Source organism: Tenacibaculum sp. L6 (genome assembly GCF_028823685.1).
Lineage (GTDB): Bacteria > Bacteroidota > Bacteroidia > Flavobacteriales > Flavobacteriaceae > Polaribacter.
The window spans coordinates 1-17,115 of sequence record NZ_JAPEHZ010000047.1 but is presented as its reverse complement, the minus strand read 5'-3'; the positions used below and the strand labels follow the sequence as shown (position 1 = coordinate 17,115).

At 30.7% G+C, this 17,115-nt stretch carries 16 protein-coding genes and 1 pseudogene; 8 read left to right on the top strand and 9 right to left on the bottom strand.

The window, feature by feature from the left end; genetic code table 11:
* Positions 1-432: 432 nt before the first annotated feature.
* Together OU788_RS09150 and tssD are read right to left on the bottom strand one after the other, a co-directional pair.
* Positions 433-984, bottom strand: a complete 552-nt coding sequence (locus OU788_RS09150; RefSeq protein WP_274634895.1) for a hypothetical protein — start codon at positions 982-984, stop codon at positions 433-435.
* 72 nt (positions 985-1,056) lie between these two features.
* Complete coding sequence (gene tssD, locus OU788_RS09145; RefSeq protein ID WP_274634894.1) at positions 1,057-3,165, bottom strand: type VI secretion system tube protein TssD; 2,109 nt, start codon at positions 3,163-3,165, stop codon at positions 1,057-1,059.
* A 354-nt stretch (positions 3,166-3,519) separates the two neighbouring features.
* Between tssD and OU788_RS09140 the strand changes: the two genes are divergently transcribed.
* Complete coding sequence (locus OU788_RS09140; RefSeq protein WP_121147479.1) at positions 3,520-3,888, top strand: cupin domain-containing protein; 369 nt, start codon at positions 3,520-3,522, stop codon at positions 3,886-3,888.
* Here OU788_RS09140 and OU788_RS09135 read toward each other — a convergent pair.
* Complete coding sequence (locus OU788_RS09135; RefSeq protein WP_274634893.1) at positions 3,856-4,545, bottom strand: ZIP family metal transporter; 690 nt, start codon at positions 4,543-4,545, stop codon at positions 3,856-3,858. The two genes, OU788_RS09140 and OU788_RS09135, sit on opposite strands and share 33 nt — an antisense overlap.
* Positions 4,542-5,270 (bottom strand): class I SAM-dependent methyltransferase, encoded by a 729-nt coding sequence (locus OU788_RS09130; RefSeq protein WP_274634892.1) that lies wholly within the window; start codon positions 5,268-5,270, stop codon positions 4,542-4,544. The genes OU788_RS09135 and OU788_RS09130 overlap by 4 nt, the downstream gene beginning before the upstream one ends.
* A 112-nt stretch (positions 5,271-5,382) precedes the next feature.
* Between OU788_RS09130 and OU788_RS09125 the strand changes: the two are divergent.
* Positions 5,383-6,530 (top strand): annotated as a pseudogene (locus OU788_RS09125) (THUMP domain-containing class I SAM-dependent RNA methyltransferase).
* 63 nt (positions 6,531-6,593) lie between these two features.
* Here the strand turns inward: OU788_RS09125 and OU788_RS09120 are convergent.
* The 5 genes from OU788_RS09120 to OU788_RS09100 form a co-directional block, all read right to left on the bottom strand.
* Positions 6,594-7,364, bottom strand: coding sequence for a pentapeptide repeat-containing protein (locus tag OU788_RS09120; RefSeq protein ID WP_274634891.1), 771 nt, complete (start codon positions 7,362-7,364; stop codon positions 6,594-6,596).
* Between the two features lie 120 nt (positions 7,365-7,484).
* The gene (locus OU788_RS09115) at positions 7,485-7,757 is read right to left on the bottom strand and encodes an HU family DNA-binding protein (protein WP_047789030.1); all 273 of its coding nucleotides are present in this window, start codon (positions 7,755-7,757) and stop codon (positions 7,485-7,487) included.
* A gap of 189 nt (positions 7,758-7,946) precedes the next feature.
* Positions 7,947-8,891, bottom strand: coding sequence for a methionyl-tRNA formyltransferase (fmt, locus tag OU788_RS09110; protein WP_274634890.1), 945 nt, complete (start codon positions 8,889-8,891; stop codon positions 7,947-7,949).
* Positions 8,892-10,778 (bottom strand): RecQ family ATP-dependent DNA helicase, encoded by a 1,887-nt coding sequence (locus tag OU788_RS09105; protein WP_274634889.1) that lies wholly within the window; start codon positions 10,776-10,778, stop codon positions 8,892-8,894. It lies immediately after the preceding gene.
* Complete coding sequence (locus tag OU788_RS09100) at positions 10,771-11,313, bottom strand: ATP-binding protein (RefSeq protein ID WP_274634888.1); 543 nt, start codon at positions 11,311-11,313, stop codon at positions 10,771-10,773. The genes OU788_RS09105 and OU788_RS09100 overlap by 8 nt, the downstream gene beginning before the upstream one ends.
* Before the next feature lie 116 nt (positions 11,314-11,429).
* Here OU788_RS09100 and OU788_RS09095 point away from each other — a divergent pair, with 116 nt between their 5' ends.
* The 6 genes from OU788_RS09095 to OU788_RS09070 all read left to right on the top strand — a co-directional run bounded on the left by OU788_RS09095 (position 11,430) and on the right by OU788_RS09070 (position 17,021).
* Positions 11,430-11,711 (top strand): DUF493 family protein, encoded by a 282-nt coding sequence (locus tag OU788_RS09095; protein WP_274634887.1) that lies wholly within the window; start codon positions 11,430-11,432, stop codon positions 11,709-11,711.
* Positions 11,712-11,720: 9 nt separating this feature from the next.
* Positions 11,721-13,319 (top strand): peptidylprolyl isomerase, encoded by a 1,599-nt coding sequence (locus OU788_RS09090; protein ID WP_274634886.1) that lies wholly within the window; start codon positions 11,721-11,723, stop codon positions 13,317-13,319.
* A gap of 6 nt (positions 13,320-13,325) precedes the next feature.
* A complete protein-coding gene (locus OU788_RS09085) occupies positions 13,326-14,183 on the top strand; it encodes a hypothetical protein (protein ID WP_274634885.1) in 858 nt (285 codons plus the stop codon).
* Positions 14,146-15,519, top strand: a complete 1,374-nt coding sequence (locus tag OU788_RS09080) for a peptidylprolyl isomerase (RefSeq protein ID WP_274634884.1) — start codon at positions 14,146-14,148, stop codon at positions 15,517-15,519. The genes OU788_RS09085 and OU788_RS09080 overlap by 38 nt, the downstream gene beginning before the upstream one ends.
* Before the next feature lie 100 nt (positions 15,520-15,619).
* Positions 15,620-16,573 (top strand): AAA family ATPase, encoded by a 954-nt coding sequence (locus tag OU788_RS09075; protein ID WP_274634883.1) that lies wholly within the window; start codon positions 15,620-15,622, stop codon positions 16,571-16,573.
* Between the two features lies 1 nt (position 16,574).
* Complete coding sequence (locus OU788_RS09070) at positions 16,575-17,021, top strand: YybH family protein (RefSeq protein WP_274634882.1); 447 nt, start codon at positions 16,575-16,577, stop codon at positions 17,019-17,021.
* Positions 17,022-17,115 lie beyond the last annotated feature (94 nt).

Sequence of the window (17,115 nt, the reverse complement as noted above, 5' to 3'; positions counted from 1 at the left end):
CTTCGGAGCATGCCGTAGTATTAGCAACCCATGCCGTGATCTCAACTACCCATAGCGTAGTATCAACGGAGTACGCCGCAATGTTATCAACTATATATACTTTGATATACAAAGGAGAAGTTTACAGAGTATGGTTCTATTTTATAGTTTTTTGGAAGTTTTTTTTCTAAGAATTACGATTCCTAAATGAAGGATTCTTTATTTATATTAATTCTAGTTTTGTAATAACATAAAATTGTTAATTTTGTGTTAATAATCACTAACCGAAATGTACAGTAATACAGCTGGGGGGCTAGTAACTGTACATGGAAAAGATTGAGCATTCTTTTAGGGTGCTCTTTTTTGTTTATTTTAACAAGTACATTATATTTTTATAGCTGAAGGAATAGAACTTTCTATATTTTTGAAGTAAAAGTTGTTAATAATAATTACTTAATTACCTATAAACTCTAAATCTCTTCGTTTAATTTCTTTTCCTGTTTGTCCATCAAGTGTAACTTCTATATACTCATCTGTTTTAGGTTTGTAATAGCTTATTGTCCATACTTTTTTACCTTCTTCTTCATTTTTATAAATTTCGGTTTTAACACCACCACTTTTAGGATAACCCTTTTCTAACTGAATGTCATGTTTATGACAATATTTTACAACATCTAACCAACCAAAATCGTAGCCTTCATCGGTATTAATTTCATTGATTAGTTTTCCTTCTTTATTGAATTCATACCACGTTCCAAATTCTGAACCATTATTAAATGAAACTCCTTTCTTTCTAGTATGAGTATTTGGATAAAAACTTTCTATTATTTTGAAATAGGAATTGTTGAAAAAAGTAACTTTACCAAAGCCAATATTAGCTTTGGTATATATTTCACAGCCTTCTTCATTTATTATTTCGTATCTAGGGCTATTAGGTTTAAATTTTTTTGTTTCTATTGAAGTACTTTTATTGTTAATTTTAGGGATAATAATTTCTTGTTCCATTTTTAAAGTTTTTTGAGCCATACAGCTAGTGAGGCTTAATATTGTAAATATAAATATGAGTTTTTTCATTTGTTAAATAGAATTAATAGCTTTAATCCATTGCCAATGAAATAGGCTACAACGATTATTGTTGTTTCTTGGATTATGATGTGAATAGTCTAACAAGTTGTCTGTTTTACTGTATTGATAGGTAAATTCTGCATTAGCAGAAGCTTCTATATTCGTAAAAGTATGTGGTAAATTTAATGAATGTAAAAACTCATGTGCAGCAGTTTGGTCATTAGCCGATTTAAATACTACTACATAATCTGCATTTGCAGCTGAAAAACCGCTTAAATTACCGTTAGGGTGGTAACCATGCTCAGCAAAATAAAAGGCTTTAAAAAAGTCTGGGCTATCATATTTAGCATCTATATTTTTTAATTGTTTTTTTAAATAACGAACAATACTTTCTCTAGGAATCGCAGGTTTTGAAGGAGTAGTAGCAGTTGCTGGTATTGCAGCTACAGGAGTACTTACTTTTTGAATTTTATTATTTTTAACAAATCTAGAAAAATCAGCGTCAGTTGTTAAATCTAAATTAACAATTACAGAATCTGGATGTAATTGTATATAGGCTTGTTCTAAATATTTATTAATTCTATCTTTTTCTTTTGTGGCATCTGGTATATTAGGAACACCACTACCATTAATATCTGTATTAACTTGTACAAATACTACTTTTTTCTGTTTGTGTTTAGACGCATCATTCGCCCATACATTAATTTTACCTGCTACAACACCTTCTTGCTGGTTTTCTTTATACGCTTTTATAATTATTTCTTGGTTGGTTGTAAACTCCTTATCGCATTTTATGGTAACAATATCACTTAGTTTTTTCTTCCCTCCTTTATTTTTAATATCTATTTTTTTAGGGCTTATGGTAAAGTTTTCATTGTCTTCAAATAGTAAATAATCTCCTTTATCAGTAACATCTATATGAATTTTAACCTTGGCTTCTTTACCTTTTTTTAGGCTCATCCATTCTGTATAATGCGTATATTCAACTTGCTGACCATATGCATCAGTAACTTTTTTCCAAGGTATTTTAACACCGTTATAATACTTTTCTTTTAATTTTTGATACTGACTTGAGTCCTTTTTAAAATGTCCTTTATATTGATTTACATCTTTTTCTATAATAGTATGAGCACTGTCTTTATATTGTTTAGATATAATATCTTCAAACTTAGTGTCTCTAAACAAATTAGTGTCATTTTCTCTAATCCAGTCGAACCCAAACTCTCCTTTCCAATTATCATTTGGTCTAAAGCTCACTAATATTTTAGGCTTTGGCTCTATTTTTAATTGTGTACTTTCTTTAGTACTGCTAAAGTAAGTAGCAGTAGCAACTAGTTCATCGATCTCTACATTTTTAAAATCTTCCCACTCTTTCTTTACTTTAAAGTCGGTTATAGTTACTTTATTACCAGTAACATGTTCTTCCAATACTATTTCTTTAGTATTTTTATCAAAATTGGTGTTGTCTTTTTTTGTAATACTAATTTTTACCTTTCCTCCATTAGGGTTATTCAAATCTATTTCAAGGCCTAAGTTTTCTTCGTAATGACTACTATTTACAATTTCATTGCTCTTATTAACCCAGTTTACTTTTATAATACGAGGTGTTGTATCTTCTTTCGGCTTATATGTAGTTTCTTCTATAGGCGGTATAAAACTCTCTTGCCATGGTTTTATATAACGAGTTCTACTTTTTCTAGGCCAATCTGAACTATTATTAAAAAAACGATAATCTTGCATAGCAGGAGAGATAGTTAGGGTAACATACATACCTTTTTGGTTATCAAAAACCTCATAGTAGTTGATAAGTGCACCATCTTGAAAGTTGTATTGGAATAATTCTACTCCATCAAAATCATCCTCATAAAAGATTACCTTGCCATCTCTTAATTGGTATAAATTAGCAGGATATTCTATCTTTTTATTTTGCGTTCTATCGGCAATAATCCACTCAGCATAGGTGTCATCATACATTTGAGATTCGTAAGTAACCGTAAAACTACCATTCATTAAGGCTGATGTAGGTTTACCGTTCCAGTCAGTAAGTCTAATATAATTTAAACTGGTAGAGATTAATTCTCGTTCTTCTCCACACGCAAAAAGTTTAGCTTTTATGTTCATAGATATTTTTTTGGGGGTACAACAATTTTTGAGTTTAAAGATAAAAAATATATCTAAAAATAAATAGGTAGTGCCTTGATTTTTAAGATACTTACTGTAAAGTACTGTCTTTTAAGAACAATCAATTATTTTTGTACGAAACTTGTGCGTATATCAGTAATATTGTGTACTTAAAGACTACTTATTATTTAGCCTATTTATATCAATTTTAAGTACTGTTTAGGTTATAACTGAAAAGAAATAATTTTAATTTTATTGCTGATTTAATGGTTAATAGTGTGCTACTGTTACATAAAGTTATAAAGAAGTTTTAGACTTAAATATTAAAAATTCTAAAGAAATAAGTAAAACGATATGAGTAAAAAATATACCATTCAAAAAAGTCCGTTTGTAGTGCCAACTACCGACGGAAAATTAATCGAAGAACATTTTGGAAATGCTACTGATGGAAATTCAAAAGTAAGTATTGCACATATGATAGCTCCTCCAGGTTGGAGTGAACCTTTTCAAAAACCAGAATTTGAAGAATATACTTATATAATTAAAGGAAAAAAGCAATTTAATATTGATGGTGAAATTGTAGTGTTAGAAGCAGGACAATCTATCAAAATTGAAAAAAATACACGTATTCAATATTCCAATCCATTTACAGAACCTTGTGAGTATTTAGCAGTTTGTTTACCTGCTTTCTCAATGGGGTTGGTGCATAGAGAAGATAGTTAGTAATATTCCTAAAATAATAGCAGCAAACTTTTTGTAGTTGAATTTATGATTTTCAGTACTTTCAAAAAGAATAATGGTTGAAATGTGTAAAAATACTCCAACTATTAAAGCTGTAATTTCTGTATGGTATTGTTCTATTAAAGGAACTTTGTTAGATACTAAAATACCTAAAGGACTCATTAATGCAAATACAGTTAAAAAGAAAAAGATTGTTTTCTTTGAATACTTTGTTTGTAACAAAAAGGTGGTTAAAACTACTGCAATTGGAATTTTATGTACAATAATTGCCCATAATAAGTTATCATCTGCATGATGAATTGGTAATCCTTCTGAAAAAGCATGAATACATAAACTTACAAAAAGTAACCAAGGAAATTTAGACGAGTCAGAATGTAAGTGTATGTGCCCGTGTTCAGCTCCTTTTGAAAATGATTCTAATATCGATTGTACAATGATTCCTACTAAAATCAAAATACCTGCTAATTTAGTATTGTCGGTATGATGGTATACTTCTGGTAATAAATGTAAAATAGTAACAGAAAGAAGGTAAGCACCACTAAAAGCTAATAACAAACGGACGAAGTTATTGCTTGGTTTTATTATAAAAACTAATAAAACACCTACTAACACAGCTGAAATTAATAAGAAGTAACTCATTTAGCAACGATAATTAAACGATCAGAAGATTGTGAATTGAATTTATTCAGGCTATAGTCGCCAAAAATATGTATTACTTGCAAATTCACTTTATCAAAGTACGATTGCAATTTTTCTAAGGTTAAAAACTTTACGCGTTCGGTATACAAATGTGATTTTTCTTCCGCAGTAAAAGAAATGTGTTTTAAGATGAATCCGTCTTTGATTTCTTTTTGAATATTGAATTCAATATCATCAATAATTTTTACTTCTTCTTTAACCAACGTGTTTTTTACTTTTTCAACATTTAAGAAATCCAAGACAAAAACACCGTCTTCTTTTAATCCGTTTTTAATACTTCTTAAAACAGCAATGTCTTCATTGTCATCTTCAAAATAACCAAAACTAGTAAATAGATTAAATACGGCGTCGTATTTATTTTCTATAGGTTTTCGCATATCCCAAACCTCAAAATGAAGCGTATCATTTTCAAATTGTTTGGCGTGTTCAATACTCTTTTCGCTCAAATCACCACCTACGACATCGTAACCTAATGAGTTTAAATAAACTGCATGACGCCCTTTTCCGCATGGTAAATCAGCAATCTTACTCGATTTTGGTAATTGTAAAAAAGAAGTAATGTTTCGCATAAAAAACTGAGCGTCGGCATCGTTTCTATGCTTGTATAAAATATGATAGTATGGTGTGTTAAACCAAGAAGTAAACCAATCTGTTGTTGAATTCATAACTCTAAGGTCTGCAAAAATACATAAAACTTACGTTTTTTGTATTCAAAGTAGAAAAGATTGATAACAACCCAAAATTAGCTGTACTTTTGCAGTGAAATTTTACAGTTACATGGAAAAAGATTTTAAAATGACCGCCGTTACCATGGCAGGTTTAGAAGGGGTTTTAGCAGACGAATTACGTCAGTTAGGAGCAATGGAAGTGAAAGAAGGGATAAGAAGTGTTGCTTTTAGAGGTGATAAGGGCTTTATGTATAAAGCCAATATTGCGTTGCGTACTGCTATTCGTATCTTAAAACCAATTAAACGCAGTAAAATTTATGATGAAGAAGATTTATATGAAGCGATTCAACGTGTAAAATGGGAACGTTTGTGGTAAATTCGAATAATTTCACGTCTAATTCACATTATATCAGTTTAAAATCGAAGGATGCTATTGCTGATTATTTTATGCATAAGTATAAAAAGCGTCCGAATGTAGATTTAAAATATCCTGATGTTAAGATTCATATTCATATTCATAAAGAATGGCTGACTATTTCGTTAGACTCTTCTGGTGAATCGTTACACAAACGTGGATACCGAAGTGCTACGAATATTGCACCGATTAATGAGGTGTTAGCTGCAGGATTATTATTACTTTCTGGATATAAAGGGGAAGAGAATTTTATCGACCCGATGTGTGGTTCAGGAACTATTTTGATTGAAGCTGCAATGATTGCGAATCAAATTCCTGCAAATATCAACCGTAAGCACTTTGCTTTTGAAAACTGGAACGATTATGATGAAGATTTATACTTCATTATTCAAGATTCATTATTGAAGAAAATACGAAGCTCACACTTTAAAATTATGGGCTTCGATAAAGCGCCATCTGCAGTTAGAAAGGCTCAACAAAACATTATCAATGCAAATTTGGATGAGTTTATAGGAGTACATCACGTAAACTTTTTCAATTCCAAAAAAGAAGTATTTGGTAAAACTACAATTTTGTTCAATCCGCCTTATGGAGAGCGTTTAAATATTGATGTAGAAGAGTTTTACAGAAAAATAGGAGATACGCTAAAGAACAATTACCCTAATTCAACAGCGTGGTTAATCACATCGGATATTCAAGCATTAAAGTTTGTAGGATTACGAACATCGAAAAGAATTCCGTTGAAAAATGCCGATTTAGATTGTCGTTTTGTAAAGTACGAGCTGTATGAAGGTAGTAAGAAAGAAAAAAAGAATTCTTCATTTAACGATGAGGAAGAATAAAAATAAAACTCCGCTGAAAGGCGGAGTTTTTTTATTTATAGTTTAAGAGAAAGTTTTCTAAGATTATTTTTTCAGTAAGTATTTATTAAAACTTTTACCGTTTATTTTAGTGTACTTTGAGTCAATATCAAAGGCTACTTCCATACCTGTTATATCAAATCCACCTGATACTTTGGTGTATTTTATGTTTAAGTCTTCTTCAAACTTTACATTTCTAAATGATACCCCATCTTTAAAATCAGTGTATTTAAAAATAGCACTTTCGTTAAATACTGAGTTTTCAAAACTTACAAAACGCTTAAAGTTTGCATATTTAAAAGTAGAAGGTTCTTCAAATAAGGTATTCTTAAAAGAAATATCTCTATTAAACTTAGCATATTTAAAAGTAGAGTCTCCTTTAAATTTAGAGCCAGAAAAGTCTGTGTTTTTCTCAAAGTCAGAATATTTAAACATTGCTTTTTGTTCAAAGGTACAGTCCTTAAAAATTACGAAGTCTTCAAAATTAGCAACAAAAGTATATCCGCTTTTTTCATCAGGAATGTATGCTAATACATCATCTTCAAAAACACAGTTTACAAACGAAACTTTATTGGTAATTTGTTTTTCAATAGTGTTAGATCCGCCATTGTTCCACCAACTTTTTCTGGTAGGAAGTTTAGGAAGCGCTTCTTCCATAAAAGTAAAATCTAGTGTCCCTTTAATTGTAGCATTTGAAATGGTTACAGCTTTACCGTTTTTAACATCTTTTATAATATCAGATGCATTTATGGTTTTTTGAGCAAAAGTAGTTGAGAAACAAAATAGCAGTACGATAAGAGTGGCTATATTTTTCATTGTATAATTGTTTTAAGTTCTATTTTAAAGACAATAGCTGTATGTTTTTTGTGACACTATAGAAATAAAAAACAGCATTTAGTTTCCTAAATGCTGTTGTAATATGTTTTGAGGAGGATATTAGTTTACAGAGTCACTTAAACCAGCACCAGCTTTAAATTTAACTACGTTTTTAGCAGCAATTTTGATTTCTTTTCCAGTTTGAGGGTTTCTACCAGTTCTAGCAGCTCTCTTAGAAACAGACCAAGTTCCCCATCCAACTAAAGCAACTTTATCACCTTTCTTTAAAGTATTAGTTACGTTAGTTGTTAAAGAATCTAATGCAGCTTTAGCAGCAGCTTTTGAAATTCCTGCATCAGCAGCCATCGCATCGATTAAATCTGATTTGTTCATAATTTTAATAGATTTTAAAAATTAATTAATATTTTTTTTGCTTCAATAGCTCAACAAATATAGACGGAATGCGGGATTGTGCAAGATTTGGCCTAAAAAAAACACTCTTTTGTTAATAAGTTACTTCGAATTGTTAATAACCCTGATTGTTTTTTTTGTTAAAAACGCTAAAACCTTATAAATAAAGGGCTACAGCATTTTAGCTCCTTTTTCAAATTGGTAGCCATTTAATAGACTCTGAGCATCCATTAATTTTTTACCTGAAATTTTAATTTGATGAATATTTAAGTAACCATCTGTAACCGCTACTTTTAACTCTTTTTTTGTGGTAATAATTGTTCCATTATCTAAAGAATGTGAAGTGTTTTCTTTAGAAACCTCATAAATTTTAGCTGAAACTTCCTCTTCGCCGTTTATAATGGTTGTCCAAGCGGCAGGATATGGGTTTAATCCACGGATATGGTTGTATATATCTTGTAATGGCTTAGACCAATCAATTTTACAGTTGTCAGGATACAGTTTAGGAGCTGATTTTTCTTCTAATTCTGGTTGCTTGGTAGTGGTTACATCACCTTTTGCAATTAAATCAACTGTCTCAGCAACTAAGTTGGCTCCTAAATACATTAGTTTGTCATGTAATTCACCTACAACTTCATCTTCTTTAATATCAACTTCACTTTGTAAGATGATTTCACCTGTATCAATCTTATCATCAATAAAGAACGTAGTAACGCCTGTTTTGGTTTCACCATTAATAATTGCCCAGTTAATAGGTGCTGCTCCACGATACTCTGGTAATAAAGAAGCGTGTAAATTAAACGTACCATATTCTGGCATTGCCCAAACCGATTTTGGTAACATTCTAAAAGCAACTACTATTTGTAAGTTGGCGTTCCATTTTTTTAGTTCTTCTTGAAACTCTTCACTTTTTAAGTTTGTTGGTTGAAGAATAGGTAAGTTTTGAGATAACGCATATTTTTTAACTGCAGATTGATTTAGTTTACGACCTCTTCCTGCAGGTTTGTCTGCCGCGGTAATAACTCCCACAACATTATAATCATTCTCTACTAAGTGTTGTAAAATAGTAGCAGCAAAATCTGGGGTTCCCATAAAAACAATGCGTAAATCTCTCATTTATATCAAATAATATTTATTGTTATTCGTGTGTATTTTTTCTTCAGCCAGTAGCTGTCGCAAAAGTATTAAAATGTTCGCTTCTTTTTCATTTAGAAGCGAGCAGATTTCAATAACTGTATAGCTTTCTCCATCTTTAAATAGCGATAATATATCTTGCTGATTTACATTAGTTCTAGTTTTCTTCTGTAAACAAACATCACAAATTCCACAGTTTTGAGCATTCTGCTCATCAAAGTAGGAGAGAAGCTGCATACTACGGCAAACTGTATCGTTTTTAATAAACTGAAGTAAATCGTTGTTTTTTTGTTCTTTTTGTTTGATATACTGCTGAATGTTTACTGAAATTCGGTTAATGGTTTTGTCATCTTCTCTAGGATGCAAAAAGAAAAGCTCAGCATTGTTGGTTGATTTTGCATATGTAATCAGTTCTTCTTGGGCTAATTTTTCTAACATAGTAATGACACTCCAAGAAGTAGAACCTAGTTTTTTAGCGATATAGAATTCATCAATTTTTACAGGGTTTTCAAAAATTCCACCATATAAACGTAAAATTTGCTGAATAAAGTTTTTAAGCTGTATGTTTTTATGCGTTTGAGAAATGACTTGTTTACTCGTTGCTAAAAATTGAACGGTAGATTTCTGTTGAAAATTATGATTGAGTTCTATAATTCCATTATTAGTTAGAATTTGAAGCGCATTAAAAGTTTTATTGGGTATAAAACCGTATTTGCTACAAAAATCCAAAAAGTTGAAGTCAAAAGCAGATTCGATTAATTCTCCCTTAGCAATTTGAAAATGTTGATATAACTTTTGATGAACAATTTTTATTTCATCAATACTAGGAAGCGATTTTTTAAGTAATTCACTACTTAGAGAAATATCACTGTTATTTGTTAATACTACAGAAAAAGCTTTGTTTCCATCACGACCGCCACGACCTGCTTCTTGAATGTAATTTTCGATAGAAGAAGGTAAATTGATATGCACAACTACTCGAACATTTGGTTTGTCAATTCCCATCCCAAAAGCATTTGTAGCAACGATTATGGGAGTTTTCTCTGTCATCCAATTATCAAAAGCAAGTTTTTTTTCTACAGCAGATAGTCCGCCATGATAAAAAGAGCTTTTAAAACCTTGTGCATTTAGGTAACTACTAATCTCTTTTGTTTTGCTACGTGTATTCACATATACAATCGTAGGAGCTTTTGTTTTAGTGAAAATTTGATTCAGCTTACCAAGTTTGTCTTCTGTCTTATAAATTTGATAGGCTAAATTTTCTCTAAAAAAAGATTTTTTGAATACAGTTGGGCTTTCCAACTCAAGTGAACTAGTAATATCTGAAATTACTTTTTGTGTAGCAGTTGCGGTTAAAGCAATTATAGGGGCAGAAGGTTGTAATTCTTTTAAAATTGTAATATTCTGATACGACGGACGAAAATCGTGTCCCCATTCAGAAATACAATGTGCCTCATCAATAGCAATCAAATTAACATCTAATTGCTTAATTTTCTCTTGAATAAAACGAGATTGTAATCGTTCGGGCGAAAGGTATAAAAACTTAGTTTTTCCAAATCGGATGTTGTCAAAAAGTGTAATGATTTCATCCTGGGTACTTCCAGAAGGAATTAAAGTAGCTTTAATACCTCTTTCAGTAAGATTTGCAACTTGATCTTGCATCAAAGCAATTAAAGGAGAAATGACAATACAAATACCTTCTTTTGCTAAAGCAGGTACTTGAAAACAAATAGATTTACCACCACCAGTAGGAAGTAGCACAACTACGTTGTTTCCTGCTAATACTTCTGTAATTATATTTTGTTGAGGTTCTCTAAACGAGTTGAACCTCCAGTAGTGTTTTAGTATTTGAAGCGCTGTATCATACATCGTGTTTTAACGTATGTAAAATAAAATCGCAACGCTCATGTACCGTCCCAAAAGGAACATCAATTATATTATAGCCTATTTCTTCGTAAGCTTCTTTTAAAAAAGTATCAATTTTTACTGATTGTTCAAACGTTTCATAACGTTCGTTGTCAGATTTATAAATGTCTTCCCAAGGGGCACACATAAATACTTTGGTGTATAAGTATTTATTGCTTTTTTCTATAAAAATATCAGGAAAGTCAGAACCCAAATAATTCATATAGGCATGTACATCAGGAATTCCTCTATCAAAAAAGATAATTTCAGCATCACTTTGGTGTGCATCTATATATTGTTGTTCTCGTCCTTCTAATAAAAGTTGACTAAATAGTAAGGGTTGCTCTAAAAAAAGTTGATCTATTCCATCTTTTTGAGCTTTTAGGGTAACCTCTCTTGAAATCTCTGGCATACATTTATATCCACGCTTAATAAATTCTCTTAAAATAGAGGATTTACCCGTACCAGGACCACCTATTAAAACTATTTTTTGTTGCATGTGGCAAAAATAAAAGTTTCAAGTTATAAATATAATAAATAGTGTAATTTTGTGCTTCATTATCATGAATTCTATATTTTTTGATGATTTTTAATAAAAACAGTAATTATTGAGTTATGCAAGATAGAGAGGCTTTTTACGCAAAATTAAAATCACAGTTAGAAGATACTACAACTTTTCCAGCTAAATACTTATACAAGTTTATTGTTCCTACGGATGGAAATCAAGTACAAGAAGTACAAGATTTATTTAATGAAGGTGGAGCGGTTATTGATACCAAAAAATCTAAAACAGGCAAGTATGTAAGTGTTTCAATACACTTAACGGTTAAAAGTTCAGACGAAGTTATTTCTTATTACAAAAAAGCAGAGACTATAAAAGGAATTATTTCTTTGTAAATTTATAGCATGAAAAATCTACTTTTCATACTAGCTGTTTCGTGTACAATTCTTCCAACTTTTTCACAAAGAGATCAGGAATTGTTTCGGATTAATGATACTCCTGTATTAGTTTCGGAGTTTAAGCAAGTGTATGAAAAGAATTTACCTTTAGTAGAAGAAGGAAAGGGCAGTGGTCTTGATGATTATTTAGAGCTTTTTATTAACTATAAATTGAAAGTAAAAGAAGCCTATAATTTACGCTTAGATACTGTGAAAAGTTATCAAGAAGAGTTGGAAATATATAAGAATCAACTCATCATTCCATATTTATACGATAAAGAGACGCTTAATGAATTGGTAAAGGAAGCCTATGAACGTACCAAAACAGAAATTAAGGCGAGTCATATTTTAGTGAAATATCCGAGTAATGGAATAGCTGTTGATACTTCGTTTTTAAAAAGCAAAATTGACAGATATAGAAGTAGAATAATACAAGGAGAAGATTTTGCTAAAGTTGCAAGAGAAGTGTCTGAGGATCCGTCTGCGAAAATTAATGGAGGAAATTTAGGGTACTTTTCTGCTTTTCAAATGATATATCCTTTTGAAAATGTAGCGTACAAAACAAGAATAGGAGAAATTTCAGAGCCTTTTCAAACCAAATTCGGACTCCACATCATAAAAGTAACAGGAAGTAGATTATCTAAAGGAGAATTTGATGTAGCCCATATTTTAGTAAAGAATTCAGCAAAAGGTAAGTCTAAAATAGAAGAGATCTATCAGCTTTTAGAATCAGGAGGTTCTTTTGAAAAGTTAGCAAAAGAATATTCAGATGATCTAGGCTCTGCAAATAATGGAGGAAAATTACCAAGGTTTGGAACTGGAGAAATGGTAGAGAAATTTGAGAATGAGGTATTAAAACTTGAAAAAATAGGAGATTATAGTAAACCTTTTAGAACAAAATACGGTTGGCATATAGTTAAGCTATTAAAGAATTACCCTATAGCTTCTTTTGAAGAAATGAAAGAGGAGCTAACAACAAAAATAAAAAACTCAAGTAGGGCAAAAGCTTTAAGTATTGGAAGCATAGAAAAGATAAAAAAGAACTACAAAGTAAAAGAATATCCTCAAGCACTTAATATTCTTAAAGAAGCTATAAAAGTAGAAAAGAATGGAAAGCTAGATAAGAGAGTACTTTCTATTAACGGAAAAGAATGGTTACAAAAAGATTTAGTTATGTTTGCTGCCTCTAAAAACCAGCAAGTAGATCAAAAGCTGTTTAAAGAGTTTGTAAATAACAAAGTGATAAACTATTTCAAAGAAGATTTAGCGAATAAGAATTCTGAATATAAAAACATTCTGCAAGAATATAAAGAAGGATTGCTATTGTTTGATTTAATGGAAGCTAAAATTTGGAACAAGGCTTCAACTGATGAGGTAGGATTGAGTCAGTTTTACTCGACTCATAAAAACAAATATGGCAAAGAACTTGATGAAATTAGAGGGCAGGTGATGAGCGATTATCAAGATGAATTAGAAAAAGAGTGGATTAAAGATTTAAGAGAAAAGAATACTATCAAAGTAAAAGAAAAGGTTTTAAGAAAATTAAAGAAAACGTATAACCAATAGTATAAAGTGAAGAAATATATTTTTCTAATAGTGTTAATAAGTATAGTTTCATGTGATCTTGTTAGTTTAAAGAAAGAAAAAACAAGAGAAGATAAACCTATAGCCACAGTTTATAACAAACATTTGTATAAGAATGATATTAAAGGGTTATTACCTAAAAATCTTTCTAAAAAAGATAGTTTAGTACTCGTTAAAGGTATTATCAATTCGTGGGCTAAACAAGAATTGTTATATATAAAAGCTGAAGAAAATATATCAGAAGTAAATAGCGAGCAGATTGAAGGCTTAGTAAACGATTACAAAAAAAGTTTATACATAAACGGTTACAAAGAACGATTAATAAAGCAGCAATTAGACACAGTTGTAGGTGAAGAAGAGATAGCTTCTTATTATGAAGAGAACAAAGAAAACTTTAAAACAAATGAAGAATTACTACAATTTGAGTATATAAATTTTGGTAAAAAGTTTTTAGATAAAAAGGAGACCATAGCGAAGTTTAAATCAGAAAAAGAAGAAGATAAAGTAGATTTAGAAAGACACTTGTTGAACTTTAAATCATATCGTTTACAAGATTCAACTTGGGTTACTTTTGATTATTTAAAGAAAAAAATACCTCCTTTTCGTAATGAATCAAAGGAAAACTTGTTAAAAATATCAAAATTCATACAAAAAGAAGATACTTTAGGAGTATATTTGGTCGCTGTAAAAAATATATTGCCTAAGAATGCAACTGCTCCTTTAAGCTATGTTAGCCCTAGAATTAAGCAAATTATTTTACATAAAAGAAAATTAGAATTAATACGAGATATTGAAAAAACACTAATAAATGATGCAATCCAAAACAAAAACTTTAAAGAATACTAGTATAGCTTTTGCCTTGTTTTTAGCAGGTTTAACTACGTTAAACGCACAAGAAAAAATAGACGGAGTAGCCGTTGTAGTAGGTAAAAACATTGTTTTAGATTCTGATATTGATAAATTTAAGCAAGAAGTAGAGTTACGAAGTGAAGGAAAAGTAAAGATTTCTGACTGCGAAATGCTTGAAGAGTTAATGCAACAAAAATTATTAGCACACCACGCTGTAATTGATAGTGTAGTAGTGTCTCAATCTGAGATAGACGGAAGAGTAGACCGAAGTGTTGCTTTTTTTACGCAAGAGCACGGAAGTGAAGAAAAAGCAGTTGAAGTTTATGGTTTTAACGACGTTGAAGATTTTAAGAAAGAATTAGCTAGAGTTCAAAAAGAAAACTTACTAATAGAAAAAGAGCAACAAAAGATAACAGAAGATATTGATGTTACTCCAGAAGAAATTAGAGTATATTTTAAAGGTTTAGAAGAGAAAGGAGAACTTCCTGAAATTCCTGCAGAAGTAGTGTTAAATCAATTAATCTTAAAAGCTGAACCAACTCAAGAAGAAGTAGATCGTGTTATAAACAAACTTAAAGAAATTAAAAAAGAGATTGAAGAAGGAGCAAGTTTTAAATTAAAAGCGATTATTAACTCAGAAGATCCTGCTGTAGCTCAAAACGGAGGAAAATATGTGATAACTAAAGATAGTCCGTTTATCAAAGAGTTTAAAGAAACTGCTTTTTCGTTAGATGTAAATCAAATTTCAGAACCTATTAAATCAGCATTCGGATACCATATTCTTCAATTACATAAAGTAAAAGGGAATCAACGAGAAGTATCTCATATTTTAATGCAACCTCAAATTTCTGATGAAAAACTACAAGAAACTAAAGAGGAAATTGAAAAAATTGTAGCTGAAATAAAAGAAGGTAAAATTACATTTGAGGAAGCTGTAGCAAAGTATTCTGAAGATGAAGAAACTAAAAATAGTGGAGGTTTAATTGTAAACCCATACACACAAGAACCTTCTTTTGAATTAACAAGAATGCCTCCAGAATTATATCCAAGAATTAGTGAGTTAAATAAAGGAGATTTATCAGATATTTATTATGATGAAACTCGTGAAGGAGAAAAAATGTATGGGGTAATCTTAATGAAAGATAAAACAGATAACCATACGGCTGATTTAGTTCAAGATTATGTAAGAATGCAACAGTTTGCTTTGGCTAAAAAGAAAGAAGAAGAAATAGCTAAATGGACAAAGCAAAAAATACAAGAAACGTATTTAAAGTTAGGAAACGATTATAAAGATTGTACTTTCAAGAAAGATTGGAAGAAAGAAAATAAATAAGAAGTAATAAATTTAGTATATTGTCATTCCCGCGAAAGCGGGAATTTCATTTTATAAAAGTTTGTAATTAAATTTATTGAGTAAAGAAAAACTTTCATTTATGTCTGACGTAACAGCAGTAAACACACTGGTAGAAAAATACAGCCAACTACAGCAAGAAATAGGAAAAGTTATAATAGGACAGCAAGAAGCTGTAAATTATACGTTGCTTTCGATTTTTTGTGGAGGTCACTCGTTATTAATAGGTGTTCCTGGATTAGCAAAAACCTTGTTGGTAAATACAATTTCAAACGCATTAGGATTAAATTTTAGTAGAATTCAGTTTACGCCCGATTTAATGCCTTCTGATATTTTAGGAAGTGAAATACTAGATGAAACACGTAATTTTAAATTTATAAAAGGACCTATTTTCTCAAATATCATTTTAGCCGACGAAATAAATCGTACACCTCCTAAAACACAGGCAGCTTTACTAGAAGCCATGCAAGAGAAGTCGGTAACTGTGGCGGGACATCATTATAAGTTAGATTTACCATTTTTTGTGTTAGCGACACAAAACCCAATAGAACAAGAAGGAACGTATCCATTACCAGAAGCCCAACTAGACCGTTTTATGTTTTCAATTAACTTAGAATACCCAAGTTTTGAAGAAGAGGTGCAAGTGGTAAAAAATACGACGTCAATAGCTGAACAAACAGTAAATGCTATTTTTTCTTCAGAAGAAATTATTGAAGTCCAAAAATTGATTCGTAAAATTCCTGTAGCTGATAATGTAGTAGAGTATGCTGTTAAATTGGTAGGTAAAACACGCCCTAATTCTGATAAAGCAACAGAATTAATCAAAAAGTATATTGATTGGGGAGCTGGTCCAAGAGCTTCACAAAATTTAATTTTAGCAGCGAAAGCACATGCTGCGGTTAACGGAAAGTATTCTCCAGATATTGAAGATGTGCAAGCAGTAGCAATTCCTATTTTATCACACAGAATAGTAAAGAATTATAAAGCAGAGGCTGAAGGAATTACTATCAAAGAAATTATAAACTCATTATTTTAAGATGAAAAAGTTATTGACTGTCGTTTTTTTACTGACACTATTTGTTTCGTGTAAACAAGAAGTAGTTAAAACTGTTTCTGAAGAAACAGAAAAGCAAGAGATTTTATCGGTGATGAAAGCTCAGGAAGAAGCTTGGTCCAAACACGATTTAGAAGGCTTTATGCAAGGGTATTGGAAGAGTGATTCATTAAAGTTTTACGGACGAAACGGAATAACTTTTGGATGGCAAAAAACCTTAGATAATTATAAAAAAGGGTATCCAACAAAAGAACACTCAGGAACATTGACTTTTAAAATTAATGATATTTCTAAAATTACTGAAGGAGCCTATTCTGTAATGGGAGAATATCACTTAAAAAGATCTGTAGGAGACGCCAACGGCGTTTTTATGATCATCTTTAAGAAGATACAAGGCGAATGGAAAATCATTGCGGATACTTCGTGTTAATTTAAAGTAATGTATTATTAGGTCATTTCGAACGAATGTGAGAAATATCACATAAATAACCATAAAAAAAAGGGAAGTTTTCAATTGAAAACTT

Bases quoted from the DNA above. Each gene is read 5' to 3' on its own strand.
- OU788_RS09075 (WP_274634883.1), top strand. From the start codon at position 15,620: ATGTCTGACGTAACAGCAGTAAACACACTGGTAGAAAAATACAGCCAA.
- OU788_RS09135 (WP_274634893.1), bottom strand. From the start codon at position 4,545: ATGAGTTACTTCTTATTAATTTCAGCTGTGTTAGTAGGTGTTTTATTA.
- OU788_RS09095 (WP_274634887.1), top strand. From the start codon at position 11,430: ATGCAAGATAGAGAGGCTTTTTACGCAAAATTAAAATCACAGTTAGAA.
- OU788_RS09105 (WP_274634889.1), bottom strand. From the start codon at position 10,778: ATGTATGATACAGCGCTTCAAATACTAAAACACTACTGGAGGTTCAAC.
- OU788_RS09130 (WP_274634892.1), bottom strand. From the start codon at position 5,270: ATGAATTCAACAACAGATTGGTTTACTTCTTGGTTTAACACACCATAC.
- OU788_RS09115 (WP_047789030.1), bottom strand. From the start codon at position 7,757: ATGAACAAATCAGATTTAATCGATGCGATGGCTGCTGATGCAGGAATT.
- OU788_RS09070 (WP_274634882.1), top strand. From the start codon at position 16,575: ATGAAAAAGTTATTGACTGTCGTTTTTTTACTGACACTATTTGTTTCG.
- OU788_RS09120 (WP_274634891.1), bottom strand. From the start codon at position 7,364: ATGAAAAATATAGCCACTCTTATCGTACTGCTATTTTGTTTCTCAACT.
- OU788_RS09150 (WP_274634895.1), bottom strand. From the start codon at position 984: ATGGAACAAGAAATTATTATCCCTAAAATTAACAATAAAAGTACTTCA.
- fmt (WP_274634890.1), bottom strand. From the start codon at position 8,891: ATGAGAGATTTACGCATTGTTTTTATGGGAACCCCAGATTTTGCTGCT.
- OU788_RS09100 (WP_274634888.1), bottom strand. From the start codon at position 11,313: ATGCAACAAAAAATAGTTTTAATAGGTGGTCCTGGTACGGGTAAATCC.
- OU788_RS09140 (WP_121147479.1), top strand. From the start codon at position 3,520: ATGAGTAAAAAATATACCATTCAAAAAAGTCCGTTTGTAGTGCCAACT.
- OU788_RS09090 (WP_274634886.1), top strand. From the start codon at position 11,721: ATGAAAAATCTACTTTTCATACTAGCTGTTTCGTGTACAATTCTTCCA.
- OU788_RS09080 (WP_274634884.1), top strand. From the start codon at position 14,146: ATGATGCAATCCAAAACAAAAACTTTAAAGAATACTAGTATAGCTTTT.
- tssD (WP_274634894.1), bottom strand. From the start codon at position 3,165: ATGAACATAAAAGCTAAACTTTTTGCGTGTGGAGAAGAACGAGAATTA.